Genomic DNA, 15,494 nt, shown 5'->3' with positions numbered 1-15,494 from the left:
AATCCGGACTTTAGGCGCGATCGCTGTCTGGTGCGGGTAGAGAGACTTGAACTCCCACGCCTTGCGGCACCAGAACCTAAATCTGGCGTGTCTACCAATTTCACCATACCCGCGTTCAGACAATCGCACCGCCTGACCGTATTTCCGCAAGTCCAACCAGCGGAATACCGCGGATACAATGGGCATGCTGAAAGTTCAGGGCTTTCCCGAGCGCGGCGTCTCTATATCACTCGTTTTCACGGGATCAAAGGGAAAATGCGGAATTCCACGACGGATCGGAGCGCGTTCGCGGAGCCTCAATAAAGGGGCTCTTCATAGACCGGACTTCCGTTGACCGCGATCTCGCGGATCTGTGCTCTGCCCTTGCCATCTACGCGGATGTTGACGGAGAGCGCCTCGGCATTGCGCGCCTCTTCCAATGTGCGCCCTTCGCCCTCCGGCACGTAGAAGCGCTCGATGCCATAGTCCACGGTCAAGGGTAGCGGCGACGGCGACGGATAGTAGGAGAATGGAAGCGAGCGGAGCACGACGCTGTCGCCGGTCACCGGCAGCGGCTGGAACGACGCTTCTGTCGCCGTCCAGAAACCGTCTGGCTGCTTCGCCAGCCGAACATAGAGCATCACCTCGCCCGATTGTGTCGGAAGTCCACCTTTGAACAGTTCCGGCTGCAACATTGAAATATCATAGCTCAGTATCACGTAGTCGCCTCTGAGCAGGTCGCGCGGATCGACGGGCACGGTCTTCAGAAGGACATCCCGCCCGCTTCTGAGGATCGAAGCCCTGCTTTCGATCATGTAACCGAGCGCCGCCGTCTGGACGCCGGCCACAAGCAGGGCGGCGAGCAGCGGGTTCAGCCAACGTCTGGTCGATGCACCACTGTTCATTGAGAAACCTCCGCCTGGCGCGTTCGCGCCATATGCCCCTCGATCCGAATGACCAGCCAGGCGATGCACGCGACGACCAGGCCCGAAATCAGGAAGAAGCCCGATGTGCCAAGCATCGATCCCAAGGTTTCGAAGGCGAGATAGAGAAGCTCGCCGGCAAAGGCGATGTAACCGAGATAACGCACCGCCCCGTTCTGCGCACCGGCAAGCGCAATGCCCAGGAGCGCAACCAACAGCGTGCCTGTTCCGGTCGCGACCTCCGTCGTCACCCCAACCGCCTCGTATTGAAGTCCGGTGAAACCAAGCAGGGCGAGCGCGAAGGAATAGAAAGCGGGCGCCGAACCCGCCTCGAGCGCAAGTTGGCGCACGGGCGAACCCGGCAGGGTCGCCGCCAGAAAGGCCGCAAGGCCGAGGACTGCGAGGCCGACCGCGAAAGCAAGTGACGGACTATCCAGATAAAGCCAGCCGAGCCAGGAAAGGACGAGCAGATAGGCCAGATGCCGGGCCCTGCCCGCCTCCGTGAAGCGGACCAGAAGAACGACGATCACGGCCAGAACCGGCACGGACCACAAGTGCCAGTCAGAAGCCGTGCTGAAACCATTTTCCGTCAACATGGTACCGAAATAGAACCAAGCGAGCCCGCCGGCGGCCGTTGCCATCGCTGCAGAGCGAAACGCGAGCGCCGAAAGGCAGGCGCCAACGAACCAGAGCAGCGCTGCATCCGCCGCATCGCCCGACAAATGATACATCTGCCCGATGAGCGCGATGCCGCCGCCAAAGGCCGCCGCGCCCAGAACCAGCGCCGCGGCGGCAAATGTCGTCCTGCCATTCTGAATCAGCCAGGCAGCGGCGAAGTGGAAGCCCCAGATCAAGGCGACGATGCCGGCGACGCGCGCGAGGCGCGGCAGTTCCTCCCAATTGGCGGCAACAAGCAACAGGATCGATGCGGATAACAGAAGGGCCGCCAGCATAAGCAGGACGCGCCCTGCCCGGAACGTCGACTCGCGTCCGTCATACTCGGCAAGCATGGCGCGCGCGGCATCTTCCTGCAGCAGCCCCTTGTCGATCCAGTGTTTGAAGTCTCGCTCGAGACGCGCGCGATACATCCTGCCCCCAGCCCTAAGAATCCAATGCTTGAAATGATCCAGTTGCGTCACCAACTAACCACGTATCGGCTCGGAAACACAATCGCTCTGTCGCGACTGAGGCCCCAGAGCCGAAAGGCACTGATGAACGGCTTGCGCGATGCGCATATCTTCCATGCGGATATTGCACTGCACAAATCGATTTAAAGCGCCTATATTCAAATCATCAAAGGCGAACGACGGCATGAAGCCAGACGGTCGCCGGCGGAAGCGGCCAACCGCCTCAGTTTACTGAGAAAGGCCCGGGCAAAACCCGAGAGAATTCGGTCGAGCGTACTCCTCCTCCCAACGCTCCTCCGATCAGATTGGCAACACTCCTCCTCCCAGTTGCCAATCACTTCAAATGACGCTCGCTGGACCTCCTCCCCCAGCGGGCGTTATTGTTTTCAGCCCTCCCCCAGCAAGAAAATCTCCGACTTTGCGCAATTGCACAATATTCGTGCACACTTTCTCTGTATTCGCTCGCAGCCATGCGCTCGGTGCATAGGTGCCATTCTGGATCAGCGCTACCCTTCCGCCCGGCTCCATACTATCTTCAACTCATCGATCGGGGCGGCGCACTCCTCCTCCCAGCGCCCCTCGATTTGGATCGGCGACACTCCTCCTCCCGGTTGCCGATCAGAACAAAGCGACGCTCGCTGGATCTCCTCCCCCAGCGGGCGTTGTTTGTTTTCCGGCCCTCGATTTGGGTCGAAAGCTTCAATCATCAAAACCTGATTGCAGATGCGTTTCGAACGCCATCCGACATCTGTCCGCCGTGCTCAGGCTTGCACGTGCTGCATGGGTGCGATGCAGCAATATCTCTGTAACTTCTGCTCAAAACGATTATATTCCAGACCATCAGATGACGGCCAGCAAGAGAGATGAGCGCTGGCACACGACCCTAGAAAGGATAGGATCATGAACCTCGCACGTTCTTTCAACAATTGGCGCAAGTATCGTCAGACCTGCAACGAACTCGGCCGCATGAGCGACCGTGAGCTGAGCGACCTCGGCATCGGCCGCGGCGACATCCCCTACGTTGCTCGCCAGGCGATCAAGTAATTCAGGCTGCGCTTCAAGCGCGACCGACCTCCAGTAAACGCCCTCCGGTTCATTCCGGGGGGCGTTTTCTTTTGCCTCTTGCTCTGGCGTCACCGCCGCCCTTTCGCACCTGCGAAATGCTGTTGCGCTGCTCGCCGGCGATCAGCGAGCACCACCCTCGTGGCACGCATTGCAACCGCTCGCGCTCCAATTCCAAAAAGATATGAAAAACAAAACACTAGAGCGTAGTGATCCGCATTTTAATCAATCGTTAATTGATGCCGCCTTTTGAAGCGGTGCCCATCTATGCGGCGATGCACTGCACAAATGCATAGCAGCTGCATTTTCTTTGCACTCCACCTTCTAATTAGACAAGCGTATAAGAACCTCAACGACGCAGACAGATGGCTGTCGCGACAAACCGATCTTGAGGAAAAAGTCATGAACCCGATTCGCATCGCAAAAAGCTGGATCAACTACCGCCGCACCGTCAGCGAGCTCGGCAACCTGTCGAACCACGCTCTCAGTGATATCGGCATCACCCGCTACGATATCCGCAACATTGCGGCCCGTTCCTTCCGTTAATCAACGGCTCGAACCGACTTCCAAAACGGCGCCTTCAGGGCGCCGTTTTCGTTTATTCGCGTTGGAACCGAGGGGCGAGCCGTGATAGGAAGCCGGCCATGAGCAAAGACACCTCTCCCCACTCCCCCATCCATGTCGTCGGCGGCGGCCTTGCCGGTTCGGAGGCTGCCTGGCAGATTGCCGAGGCCGGCGTCCCGGTCATTCTGCACGAGATGCGCGGCGTGCGCGGCACCGACGCGCACAAGACCGACGGCCTTGCCGAACTCGTCTGTTCCAATTCGTTCCGCTCGGATGATGCGACCAGCAATGCGGTCGGCGTTCTGCATGCGGAAATGCGCCTTGCCGGCTCGCTGATCATGAAGTCCGCCGATGCCAACCAGGTTCCGGCCGGCGGCGCGCTCGCCGTCGATCGTCACGGCTTCTCAGATGCCGTCAGCGCGGCGATTGCCGCCCATCCGCTGATCACGGTCGTGCGCGAAGAAATCACCGGCCTGCCGCCGAGGGAATGGGACCTCGCGGTCATCGCGACCGGCCCGTTGACGGCACCCGATCTTGCAGAAGCCATCCGCACGGAAACGGGCGCCGATGCGCTCGCGTTCTTCGATGCCATCGCGCCGATCGTCTACACCGAGACGATCGACATGGACGTCTGCTGGTACCAGTCGCGTTACGACAAGGTCGGCCCCGGCGGCACCGGCAAGGACTACATCAACTGCCCGATGACCGAGGAGCAGTACAACGCCTTCGTTGACGCGCTGGTCGCCGGCGACAAGACCGGCTTCAAGGAGTGGGAAGGTACGCCCTATTTCGATGGCTGTCTGCCGATCGAGGTCATGGCCGAACGCGGCCGCGAGACTCTACGTTACGGACCCATGAAGCCGATGGGCCTCACCAACGCCCATAACCCTACGGTCAAGCCCTATGCCGTCGTGCAGCTGCGCCAGGACAACGCGCTTGGCACGCTCTACAATATGGTCGGCTTTCAGACGAAGCTGAAATACGGCGCCCAGGCGGAAGTCTTCCGGATGATCCCGGGCCTGGAGAATGCCGAATTTGCACGCCTCGGCGGCCTGCACCGCAACACCTACATCAATTCGCCAACGCTGCTCGACCGAACGCTGACGCTGAAGTCGCGCCCGGGCCTGCGCTTTGCCGGTCAGATCACCGGCTGCGAAGGATACGTGGAGAGCGCCAGCATCGGCCTGCTCGCCGGGCGCTTCGCCGCCGCTGAGCGCAAGGGCGCGACTTTGGCCGCACCGCCAGCGACCACCGCATTCGGCGCGCTGCTGAACCATATCACCGGGGGGCACATCGTTTCCGACGATGAGCCGGGCAAACGTTCGTTCCAGCCGATGAACGTCAATTTCGGCCTGTTCCCGCCGCTCGATCCGGGAGCAATCACCAAGCCGGAGGGCGCCAAGCGCTTCCGTGGCAAGGAAAAGGCCGCTGCAAAGAAGCAGGCAACGGCGTCGCGTGCGCTCGCAGATTGCTCCGCATGGCTCGGCAAGTCCGCCTGACGGCGAATATCATACCAGAACACGAAACGGCCCGCTCGCGATGACGCCGGCGGGCCGTTTCTTTTGAATGGTGGATCTGTGAAGTCGCTACTCGCTCGCCTGCGCTGTAGGGGACGGTTCCGAGTCGGGCTGCGTGAATTCCGATTTCGGGTTGAAGCTGCCGAGCAGCCAGAGAGAAACTTCCGCCGCCTCGCCGGCGTTCTGGAACTCGAAGGCATTGTCCAGATAGGCAAAGTCGGGGAAATGCACGATCAGCCCACGGCCGGTCTCCGAGCTGTTCACCCGGACCTTTCCAGGCTGGATGACGTGGCAGACATAGTGCGTGCCATGCGATTGGATGAAGCCCGCCTTGCCGTCGTGCAGCCTCAGGAAGATCGCCTTCCGGTCCGCGGTGGAATGCAGCGCCCGGATCGCTTCATCCGGAAATGCGCGCCCGAATTCCACCATCGCAGAACCTGCATCGGGATTGTCCCAATCCCGCTCCGCACGAGCGTTCATCCACATGTAGAATGCGCCGGCCAGAACAATGACGGCGATGAGCAATAACCAAAGCATCCGCGGGCGCTCCCCTTCGCTCGGCATGACGCCGATAAACCGCTTCTATAGACTACGAGGCTTGTGCCAATTTGGCGTCCCGTCGGGCGCGCCGACGCGGAACGCATCGGGTTTTTACCGGGCAGCCGCTCCGCTACAGCCGTCTGCCTTGCCGCGCTAGAAGCGACGACGCCGAGCGGCACGCCACATCCACCATTGCCGTAGCCATTGCGCCGGGCGAATGGGCGCCTTCAAAAGTCCGGCGCCAGCCGCCTCGGCGCGATCGAAGATCGGCTCGGCCAACGCAAGCGGCACGAAGGCGGCAAAATTCGGCGGCGAGATCGCCGCCATCTGAGCCCGTGCCTTGGCCAGATGATCCCGCCCGAACCCAGAAAATGCCCTGATCGCCCGGCCGATACCGTCGCTATCTTTGCCGGCGACAAGCGTTTCCCGATCAAGGCCAGTCGCGCGCAGCAGCTCTGCCGGCAGGAACACCTGGCCGCGTCTCAGATGCAGCGGCAGCAGCATCAGGAGTCCGGCGACAGTCTGCGCCACACCGGCGTGACCGGCGGCTTCCGCGGATTTGGCCGCATTCTGTGGGTCGAGCACCAGCGACGAGAGCTGGATCAAGGCCGAAGCGGTCTCGCCGGCATAACCTTCGAGCGCCGAGCGGTCTTCCATGGGGTCGTCATAGAGATCGAAGATGCGGGCATCGATCATGTTCTGCAAGACCGAGACCGGCAGCCTGTGCTCGCGAATGCACTGCAGCAGCGCTTCAGCAAGCGGATGCCCCTCACCGGAGGCTGCGTCGTTGCCGATGAGATCGCGCCACCACTGCATGCGGATTTCGCCTGGAATCGGCTCATGCACGAGATCGCGAATTCGCGCGATCTCCGCGTTGAAGGCATAGAGTGCTGCGAGCGAGCGCTGCTTGTCGGCGGGGGCAAGCAGGCAGGCAAGATAGCGGTCGCGGTCCGTATCCCTGAGGTCGGCCAGGATCTGAGCGGAAATATCTTGCACGTGGTCTTCCCCGAATGCCCGATCAGACAGCAATCAGCGCGACGGCGACAGCACGCGATTCGGCCAGCATCACATTGTAGGTGCGAACCGCAGCCCCGGTGCTCATCGGATCCGACGATACATTGACGGCACGCAGCGCGGCCTTCAGGTCGGCGGGCAGCGGGCGGATGTCTTTACCGGTGCCGACCAGCAGCACTTCGATGTCTTTCGCCTCATCGATGACCCTGAGGAATTTCTCGACGGCCAGGGGATCGCCTTCGGCCGCGTCCCACGCATAGACGCCCGAGGGCAGCATCAGGATCGAGCCGCGATGCGACATGTCCGCAAAGCGAAAGCCGCCGTTGCCATAGGCATCGATCGGTGCGCGGCCCGGAAAATGCGCTTCGCGAATTTCAATACCCTTGGGCATTTCAAACTGTACCCTTTGCCGCGCCGGCAGCACCCGTATCCGCGCCGGACGCGTTTTCGTCCCCCGGAATGTGGTCCGTCCGCTTCCCGAAGAGGATGAGGATCGGGCCGGCGATATAGATAGAGGAGATCGTCCCGGCGACGACACCAAACAGCATGGTGATGCTGAATGAGCGAATGAGGCCGCCGCCGAAGAGATAGAGTGCAGCAAGCGCCAGAATGGTCGTCAGCGCCGTCAGGATCGTGCGCGAGAGTGTCTGGTTGATCGACGTATCGATCAGCACCGAAAGCGGCATGCGCCGATAGCGGCCGAGATTCTCGCGAATGCGATCGTAGATCACAACTGTATCGTTCAACGAATAGCCAACGATGGTGAGCACGGCGGCGATACTGCCGAGATTGAACTCGATGCCCGTCAGCACCAGGAACCCGATCGTCAGCAGCACGTCGTGCACGGTTGCGATAATCGCACCGACGGCAAAGCGCCACTCGAAACGCAGCCAGACATAGAGCAGGATCGCCACGAAGGAGATTGCGAGCCCAAGCGTTCCCGCGCGCGTCAGCTCGCCCGAAACAACCGGGCCAACCACTTCGACGCGGCGGAAGTCGTATTCCTCGGCCAGCTCCGCCCTGATGACGCTGGCTGCGGTCTGCTCGGCATTGTCGCCCGCTTCTTGAGACGGAACCCGCACCAGCACGTCCTCGCCCGAGCCCAGTTGCTGGACCTGGACCTCGCCAAAGTTCAGCTCGTCGAGGCGGGTGCGGAGGTCGGCGACGTCGACGGGACCGCCCTTGGAGTGCAGCTCGATGATCGAGCCGCCCTTGAAGTCCACACCCAGATTGAGCCCGATACCCGCAAGCAGGAGCACCGAGGCGGCCGACAAGGCGGCCATCAGGATGAACACCGGATTGCGGATCCGCATAAAACGGATGTCCAGATCGCTGAAGCGCCCGGTTCGAATGCCCTTCGGCAGGCGTTCCGACTTCCACTGCCGGAGCCAACGCTTCACAATCAGACGGGTCACCGTATAGGCGGTGAAAAGCGTCGTGACGCTGCCGATCGCGAGAGTGACGGCGAAACCGCGCACTGGCCCGGAACCGAGATAGAACAGGATGGCGCTGGCGATCAACATCGTCAGGTTCGCGTCGAAAATGCTGCTGAACACGCGAGAGAAGGCGTTGTTGATCGTGCGGAGCAACGGCTCGCCACCACGAACCTCCTCGCGAAGGCGCTCGTAGATCAACACGTTCGAATCGACCGCGACGCCGATCGTCAGGATGATGCCGGCAATCCCCGGCAAGGTCAGCGTCGCCCCTGACACGGAAAGCGCCGCGAGGATCAAGACGATATTCAAAGCGAGCGCGATGACGGCAAAGACACCGAAAACGCCGTAGAAGACGATCATCGAGGCGGCGACGGCGATCGCCGCGACAAGCCCTGCCTTGAGCCCATCGGCGATCGCGTCATCGCCGACACCAGGGCCGACCGTCCGCTCCTCGACGAAAGTCAGCGGTGTCGGGAGCGGTCCGGTCCTGATGAGGGCGGCAAGATCCGCAGCAGAGTCGGCCGGAAGCTCGGCGGAAATACGCGCCGTGTCGCCTTTGACGGCATCCGAAAGCTTGGGCGTTGCGGCAACCTGGCCATCAAGAACGATCGCAATCTTCGCCTCGGGCTGCTGCTCCGCGACGGCGGCAACCCGCTGCTGCGCGGCCGCCTCGAGCTTGACCGCGACCGACGCCGTATCGGCGCCGGCATCTGCTTCCGGCTGCGCGGCGACAAAACTGGCCGCTGCCAGCAATGGTTCCTTCTGGACCAGATAGGGAACCGGCGGATCGTCATAGGAATAGAGGACTTCTGCGCCCGCTGGCACCTGGCCATCGACGGCTCGCTCAACCGGCACGGACGTATCCAGCAATCTGAAAGTCAGATGTGCGCTTTGGCTGAGCAGATCTTTCAGTCGTTGCGGGTCGTCGAGCCCCGGCACCTGGACGATGAGCCGATCTTCGCCACGGCGCTGGATCAGCGGCTCCAGAACGCCAACTTCAGCGACGCGGCGACGCACCACATCGATAGACTGCGTAAGGGCCAGTGACAGCCGGTAGTCGATGCCTTCGTCGGTAAGGCGCAGGCGGACGAGTTCATCCTCGTCGGCGCTGTCAAACACAACTTCGGAAATCGACCCGGAGCCAAATCCGCCGGCATCGACCGGCGCCGTCAGTGTCTTCAGCTTATCGCGAGCGGCGGGGAGTTGCGCACGGTCCCGAACCCGGAACGAAATTGACTGACCTTCGCCCGATAGGCCGATATAGGCGATATCGGCATCGCGCAGGGATTTGCCGACTTCGCTGGCGACCGCTTCGAGCCTCTCGGCGACGATGTCGCTGCGCGCGGCCCGCAGCATGAAGTGCGAGCCTCCCTGGAGATCAAGGCCGAGCGCCACCTGGCGATGCGGCATCCAGGACGGTAATCCGGCTGCCTCTTCACGGCTCAGAACATTCGGCAACGCGAAGGCGATGCCGGCGAGTGCCACCAACCAGACGAGGATACGTTTCAACGGCGGAAATCTGCGCATGCGTCAAACGCTCCAGTTGTTCGTCGGATGGTGGCTGTCCGCGTCCCTTATTCTTTCACAGGTTCGCCTTTGACGCGAACTTCAGATACGCCGCCGCGAACGACGCGGATCTTCACGCCTTCGGCAATTTCGACTTCGAGTTCGTTGTCATCGACGACCTTCGTAACCTTGCCGACGATGCCGCCGCCGGTCACCACCTGATCACCGCGACGGATGTTCTTCAACAGCTCCTCGCGGCGCTTCATCTGGGCGCGCTGCGGACGGATGATCAGGAAATACATGACAACAAAGATCAGCAGGAACGGCAGGATGGACATGAGAATGTCCGCGCCGCCGGTGGAAGGGGCACCGGCTGTCTGCGCAAAAGCTTCGGTAATGAACATCGATCACTCCTTGAGTTCAAATATCGGCGGTTCCTCCGCACCAAATCGGCCGGAATATAGGGGCGCGCGGCCGCTCTGCAAAGCGGCGGCACCCTTACCCGTTCCTGTGCCTCTGACACAATTTGCACAAGAGGAGAACCCCCCGCACGGGGCTCTGCGGCCTTTTCCAGCGCAAACCTGCGTGCTACCGGGTGTCTGTTGACGGTAGCGTCGCAATTGCGGGGCAATCGCGTGCCGTTTCAGGCGCCCCGTTTTCATTGCAGTGCGACCAAATGATTGATTCAGTTGTTGGAGATAGACATATGCCGGATGCAAAGATCGACGTTCTCATCAGGGAAATGCAGAAGCTTTCCGCGGCGATCGAGCGCATGGCCGGTCCAGCCGCAGCAAGCAATGACTGGGACGGCGCCGAATGCTTCGTCTGGGCTCCAGCCACACATCACCTGCAACCGGTTGCCAAGCCCAACCGTATCGAGTTGTCGCTGATATCAGGAGTGGATCACGTCCGTGACATCCTGCTCGACAACACGCTGCGCTTCGCCGAAGGTTTTCCTGCCAACAACGTTCTCCTGTGGGGCGCCCGTGGCATGGGCAAGTCTTCGCTGGTGAAATCCGTGCATGCGCAGGTCGCCCGCGATACCGGCGTCGCGGTCAAGCTCGTCGAGGTGCATCGGGAAGACATCGCCACCCTGCCCGCGCTGATGGACATCCTCAAGACCGCACCGGTGCCCGTGATCGTCTTCTGCGACGACCTGTCCTTCGATCATGACGACACGTCCTACAAATCGCTGAAGGCCGTACTCGATGGTGGCGTCGAAGGTCGGCCGTCGAACGTGCTGCTCTACGCGACATCGAACCGGCGCCATCTGCTGCCGCGCCACATGATGGAAAACGAGCAGTCGACCGCCATCAATCCTTCCGAAGCGGTCGAGGAAAAGGTGTCGCTGTCCGACCGCTTCGGGCTGTGGCTCGGCTTCCACAAGTGCAGCCAGGAAGACTACCTTGCCATGGTCGATGGTTATGCAAAGCACTATAGCTTCGCCGTCGAGGCCGAGACCCTGCATGCGGAAGCGCTCGAATGGGCGACGACCCGCGGCGCAAGGTCCGGCCGCGTCGCCTGGCAATTCATTCAGGACCTTGCCGGACGCATGCGCCATCGACTGGACGCATAGGCCTTAGCGATCGGATCGCTGGCCAAATCTGCTCGACCATGGACAAAAAATACCGCCCGCCGAAATCCGGCGGGCGGTATCTGATTCTTAGGCTTCCTACAGCGCCGCGCGTCTTCTCAGACGCGCAAAGGTCGCTGTAGCACTTTGATTTTCTGCATGTCTTTGTCCTTAGATCGAGGTCGATTTAAGGAGACATGCAGTAGATCCAGTCAGACCCGGAGGCCGGACTATTCGAGGAAGGTCGAAGGGTTCACCGCGGTCGCATTCTTGCGCACCTCGAAGTGCACCTGCGGCTGGCTGGCGCGACCGGTCATGCCGGAAGCCGCGAGCGTCTGGCCGCGCTGTACCTTCTGGCCGCGCTGAACCTTGAGCTCGGAAGCGTTGCCGTAGACCGTGACCGTGCCGTCGTCATGGCGGACCAGGACAGCGTTGCCGAGCTCCTTCAGGCTGCTGCCCGAGTAGATGACGACGCCGTTCTCCGCCGCCTTGATCGGCGTGCCCTCAGGCACCGAGATGTTGATGCCGTCGTTGCGGTTGCCGTCGACGTTGGCGCCGTAGCCGGCGACCACTGCGCCGCGAACAGGCCAGCGATATTTGCTGATCCCGGTCGACTTCGGCGAGTCCTCATCGACATCCGCCTTGAGCGCAGCAACGTCCGTAACGCTCTGCTTGGCGGCCGGCGGCTGGTATTCTGCCGGCTTACCTTTTTCGAGTGAAGCAACCTGCGGCTGCTCAGTCTTCTTGCTCGGAACCGATGCGGTTTTGACCTGGTCCCGCGCGGCACCCGCCGCGCCCGGCAGCTGCAGCGTCTGGCCGACGCGGATCGATTCTGCGCTCAGACCGTTCGCCTGCTTGAGGGCTGCGACAGACACGCCCGTCGTCTTGGCAATGCGATTGAGCGAGTCGCCGGGCTTCACGGTGTAGGTGCCGCCGCCACTGCCTTCGCCGTTCGTTGCCGGCTTGCCCGCAACGACATCCGTCTTGCCAGCGTTCTTGTCGCGAGACTGGGCGGAGCCCGGCAGGATTGCAACGTCGCGCTGATCGTTGGGCAAGGGCGAAGGCTGGCGCTTGCTACCATCGAGACCAGCGATCGAGTTGGTCGCAGCCCCCTTCGCAGGGCTACCGACGGAACCAAAGGTCGGGATGACCAGGCGCTGGCCGGTTTCGACCTGAGCAGCCGATTGCAGACCGTTGGCCTTCAGAATTTCCTTCTCGGGAACGCCGAAGCGCTTGGAGAGAACTGCGACGTTGTCGCCGGGCCGAACCATGATCGTCGGCGCATTCTGCGTCGTCCAGCCGCTCTTGCTTGCGGTTTCGTTGACGGCCGCCGGGAGCGTCTGCTGCGTCGCGATTGCCGCCTGCTGACGAGCAGCGGGGAACGGCTGCGCTTCTGGACGCTGACGCGTCGTCGCGCTCGGATCGGCCAGGGTCGTGCGCTGGACGGAGATCGGCGTTGACGCACCACGGGCAGCCGATACCGGAGTGGAAGCGGTATTCACTGGATCATAGCCACCCTGCGCGCTTGCAGTCGGATAGGGTTGGCCGAGAGCACCGTTATCCGCCGGAGAAGCTGCCGCCATCTGGCCGACAGCCACGTCGCCACGCGGAACCGGCGTCGCATCGCGCGGAATTGAATTTGTGGTGATGTTGTCCGACCGGGAGAACAGGCCGTCAAATCGGCTGGCATCCGAACTGCAGCCCGTTGCGGCGCCTGCTAGCAGGACCGCCACGCACAGGCGGATCGTGGACTTTCCAACCCCGGGAGATACAAACTGACGCATGACGCTTACCCACTCCGAACGCAACTCGATGTGGGATGATTAAAGCGTATTAGAGTTACCGCCCGGTTAAGGTCAGCACCACCAAAGGACTAATTTGACGAAACGCTAACCATAGGCCAGGCCGGCCATCTGAGAATGCCGATCGGCCTGGCCGCACGCCGTGAGCGTCCCGCCACGCTTCGCGGGCGCAGAAGCCCCGCGTGCGGCAATCGCGAGAACCTAGCTCAGTTCGGAATAGAGACGCTCGATTTCCGAAACGGAATGCCGCTCCGTTGGTTCATCTTCATAGCTGATGCTTGTCAGATCCCAGGCAAAAATCGGACGCCCCTCGGGACGGACGGGGGTTTCGGACTGAGCGGTCTTGTCTTCTTCAAGCAGGACACTCACCAGCGTCTGGAACGTGGTATCGCCGTCGGCGCCGCTCGCCTGTTCATATTCAAGCGACCGCAGACCGGCGACGGCGGCTTCACGCGTCCCAAAATAGCGCAGGCTGTCCTGATCTTCGGGACGAAGGCTGTCGTAGTAGTCGATGAAGTTCTTGTAGTAGCCCTCATGATCCCCGGCATCGAGAAATTTGCCGAAGGCCTGGTATTCGCGCAACGCCAGCTGCGAAGACAGGCGGTTGTTCCACTCGTCGCGGCTGAGCGCCGGCTGTCCGTCCGATGCCTTCTTCGTCTGGCTGAGATAGAGCAGAGCATCGGCGGAAAGCGAGATGCGCGGAGTGGGGTCGAAGAGACTCGCCGCGAGCGCCTGTGCGGACTGTTCGTCCTTGCCGGCGGAATTCGCCTGGCCGGCGTTGCGCCCTGCAAGATTATTCAGCCCGTCGCCCGATGCTGCGGCCGTCAGCCTGTTCGCGATCTGCATTTGCCGTCTCCGTCAATCTCACGATCCGGCAACAACATCCCAGTCGTGCAAGAGCGACGACTCGCGGGCGGAACCTATCGTGCACTGGAGGGGTATGGCGCGAAGCTTGCGCGAGGCTGGACGCGGTTAAGAATTCCTTAACGCACCAAAGTGCCGGCGGAGATGTTCGGCAGCGGCCGTATCACAGGAACGACGCGAGCTGCGGCACGATCGGAAGGTAAGGCGCATCAAACAGATCCTCGCGATCGAAGCGGCTTCCCGTTCGGTTGACCCGAACGACCCGGCAATGAGTCTCACTCATCATGATCGGCACCACCAAGGTTCCGCCTGAGACGAGATGATCGGAAAACATGCGCGGCAGGCTATTGAAGGCAGCGGTGATCAGGATGCGGTCGAACGTACCCTCGCCCGGCACCCCGGCGCTGCCATCGGCATGGCGAACGATCACGTTGCGAACGCCTGATTTCTCAAGGTTTTTCTGGGCCGTACCGACGAGTGTCTGATAGCGGTCGATCGTCAGGACGCGTTCAGCCACACGCCCCATCACAGCTCCGGTAAAGCCGCTGCCGGTACCGACCTCGAGGATGCGCTGTCCTGTCTTCAGGTTCAGACAATGCAGCAACCGCACCGCAAAATCATAGCCTTCCATGAACGAGCCGCACTCGAGCGGAATCGTCCGCTGCGAGTAGGCCTCGGCCTGATATTGCGGCGGCGCGAACTGGCCGCGCGCGGTCTGCTCGACCGCCTTGAGGAGGTCATGATTGATGATGCCGGCGGCGCGCAGCCGTAGCACCATCTTGGCAAAGCCTTCCTGTTCCGAAACGCGCGCGCTCAATCAATGAGCCCCTTCGTTCAAAGCCCGCATCAGACGGTCCTGGACGCTATAGTCCGTCAAGTCGAGCTTGAGCGGCGTCACCGAGATGTGATTCTCGCGCAGAGCGTGAATGTCGGTTCCGGCGCGAAAATCGCCGAACCGCTCGCCGAAGCGCAGCCAGAAGTAGGGAAAACCACGGCCGTCCGTCCGCTCATCGATCGACAGGCCAAAGTCGAGCTTGCCTTGCGACGTTACCTCGATCCCGGCAACGGTGTCAGCCGAGCAGTTCGGGAAATTGACGTTGAGAAACGTGCCATCGGGCAGGTCCACGGCCATCATTTTGCGGATCAGGCCCGGCGCGTGTGTCTCCACCACATCCCAAGGCACAGCCTTGCCGACGGCGTGGTGATAGGCCTGGCTGAGCGCGATCGCGCGAATACCCTGCAACGTGCCCTCGATAGCGCCCGCAACCGTGCCGGAATAGGTCACGTCATCGGCCATGTTGGCACCGATGTTGACGCCGGAGAGCACGAGATCAGGCTTGCGATCCAGCACCTTGCGAACCGCCATGATGACGCAATCCGTCGGCGTGCCCCGGAGGGCAAAGCGCTTCTCGGCGATCTGCCGGAGCCGCAGCGGCTCCGACAGGGTCAGCGAATGCGCCAAACCGCTCTGGTCCGCTTCGGGTGCCACGACCCAGACATCGTCCGAGATCGTCCTGGCGACCCTTTCGAGCACAGCGAGACCTTCAGCATGAATGCCGTCATCGTTTGTCAGCAGGATCCGCATGG

15 protein-coding genes and 1 tRNA gene are annotated in these 15,494 nt (G+C 61.6%); 4 read left to right on the top strand and 12 right to left on the bottom strand.

The features are described from left to right. Positions 1 to 28 precede the first annotated feature (28 nt). The 3 genes from BLU35_RS06380 to BLU35_RS06370 form a co-directional block, all read right to left on the bottom strand. Positions 29 to 113 (bottom strand) — tRNA-Leu (locus BLU35_RS06380). 183 nt (positions 114 to 296) lie between these two features. Continuing rightward, the gene (locus tag BLU35_RS06375; protein WP_093232432.1) at positions 297 to 884 is read right to left on the bottom strand and encodes a GDYXXLXY domain-containing protein; all 588 of its coding nucleotides are present in this window, start codon (positions 882 to 884) and stop codon (positions 297 to 299) included. Beyond that, positions 881 to 1,990 carry a DUF2157 domain-containing protein gene (locus BLU35_RS06370; protein WP_057255845.1) on the bottom strand — a complete coding sequence of 370 codons (1,110 nt, stop codon included), beginning with the start codon at positions 1,988 to 1,990 and terminating at the stop codon, positions 881 to 883. Before BLU35_RS06370 ends, BLU35_RS06375 begins: the two co-directional genes overlap by 4 nt. A 939-nt stretch (positions 1,991 to 2,929) precedes the next feature. Between BLU35_RS06370 and BLU35_RS06365 the strand changes: the two genes are divergently transcribed. The 3 genes from BLU35_RS06365 (at position 2,930) to trmFO (ending at position 5,154) form a co-directional block, all read left to right on the top strand. Next, positions 2,930 to 3,073, top strand: coding sequence for a DUF1127 domain-containing protein (locus BLU35_RS06365; protein WP_065376908.1), 144 nt, complete (start codon positions 2,930 to 2,932; stop codon positions 3,071 to 3,073). 420 nt (positions 3,074 to 3,493) lie between these two features. After that, on the top strand, positions 3,494 to 3,637 hold the full coding sequence (locus BLU35_RS36615; RefSeq protein ID WP_082616298.1) for a DUF1127 domain-containing protein: 144 nt from the start codon (positions 3,494 to 3,496) through the stop codon (positions 3,635 to 3,637). A 98-nt stretch (positions 3,638 to 3,735) separates the two neighbouring features. After that, complete coding sequence (gene trmFO, locus BLU35_RS06355) at positions 3,736 to 5,154, top strand: methylenetetrahydrofolate--tRNA-(uracil(54)-C(5))-methyltransferase (FADH(2)-oxidizing) TrmFO (RefSeq protein ID WP_093232431.1); 1,419 nt, start codon at positions 3,736 to 3,738, stop codon at positions 5,152 to 5,154. Between the two features lie 87 nt (positions 5,155 to 5,241). Here the strand turns inward: trmFO and BLU35_RS06350 are convergent, their stop codons facing one another. From BLU35_RS06350 to yajC, 5 genes are all read right to left on the bottom strand, one after another. After that, a complete protein-coding gene (locus BLU35_RS06350; RefSeq protein WP_058326614.1) occupies positions 5,242 to 5,709 on the bottom strand; it encodes a hypothetical protein in 468 nt (155 codons plus the stop codon). A gap of 156 nt (positions 5,710 to 5,865) precedes the next feature. Beyond that, positions 5,866 to 6,708, bottom strand: coding sequence for a phytoene/squalene synthase family protein (locus BLU35_RS06345; RefSeq protein WP_093232430.1), 843 nt, complete (start codon positions 6,706 to 6,708; stop codon positions 5,866 to 5,868). A gap of 22 nt (positions 6,709 to 6,730) precedes the next feature. Continuing rightward, positions 6,731 to 7,117: an Mth938-like domain-containing protein gene (locus tag BLU35_RS06340; RefSeq protein WP_093232429.1), complete on the bottom strand. Its 387-nt coding sequence runs from the start codon at positions 7,115 to 7,117 to the stop codon at positions 6,731 to 6,733. Between the two features lies 1 nt (position 7,118). Further along, the gene (gene secDF, locus BLU35_RS06335) at positions 7,119 to 9,689 is read right to left on the bottom strand and encodes a protein translocase subunit SecDF (protein WP_093232428.1); all 2,571 of its coding nucleotides are present in this window, start codon (positions 9,687 to 9,689) and stop codon (positions 7,119 to 7,121) included. 47 nt (positions 9,690 to 9,736) lie between these two features. Next, entirely contained in the window at positions 9,737 to 10,072 is a 336-nt protein-coding gene (gene yajC, locus BLU35_RS06330) for a preprotein translocase subunit YajC (protein WP_093232427.1), read from the bottom strand. A 302-nt stretch (positions 10,073 to 10,374) separates the two neighbouring features. Between yajC and BLU35_RS06325 the strand changes: the two genes are divergently transcribed. Then, entirely contained in the window at positions 10,375 to 11,244 is an 870-nt protein-coding gene (locus BLU35_RS06325; RefSeq protein WP_093232426.1) for an ATP-binding protein, read from the top strand. A gap of 227 nt (positions 11,245 to 11,471) precedes the next feature. Here the strand turns inward: BLU35_RS06325 and BLU35_RS06320 are convergent, their stop codons facing one another. From BLU35_RS06320 to surE, 4 genes are all read right to left on the bottom strand, one after another. Next, positions 11,472 to 13,025, bottom strand: a complete 1,554-nt coding sequence (locus tag BLU35_RS06320) for a peptidoglycan DD-metalloendopeptidase family protein (RefSeq protein ID WP_093232425.1) — start codon at positions 13,023 to 13,025, stop codon at positions 11,472 to 11,474. A gap of 219 nt (positions 13,026 to 13,244) precedes the next feature. Beyond that, positions 13,245 to 13,889: a biotin biosynthesis protein BioC gene (locus tag BLU35_RS06315; protein WP_093232424.1), complete on the bottom strand. Its 645-nt coding sequence runs from the start codon at positions 13,887 to 13,889 to the stop codon at positions 13,245 to 13,247. Between the two features lie 181 nt (positions 13,890 to 14,070). After that, entirely contained in the window at positions 14,071 to 14,724 is a 654-nt protein-coding gene (locus BLU35_RS06310; RefSeq protein WP_093232423.1) for a protein-L-isoaspartate(D-aspartate) O-methyltransferase, read from the bottom strand. Further along, complete coding sequence (gene surE / locus BLU35_RS06305) at positions 14,725 to 15,492, bottom strand: 5'/3'-nucleotidase SurE (RefSeq protein ID WP_057255825.1); 768 nt, start codon at positions 15,490 to 15,492, stop codon at positions 14,725 to 14,727. It abuts the gene before it with no gap. Positions 15,493 to 15,494: the final 2 nt, after the last annotated feature.

Origin of the sequence: Sinorhizobium sp. NFACC03, from assembly GCF_900103435.1 — a bacterium.
Lineage (GTDB): Bacteria > Pseudomonadota > Alphaproteobacteria > Rhizobiales > Rhizobiaceae > Ensifer.
This window is presented reverse-complemented; position numbering and strand designations above follow the sequence as displayed.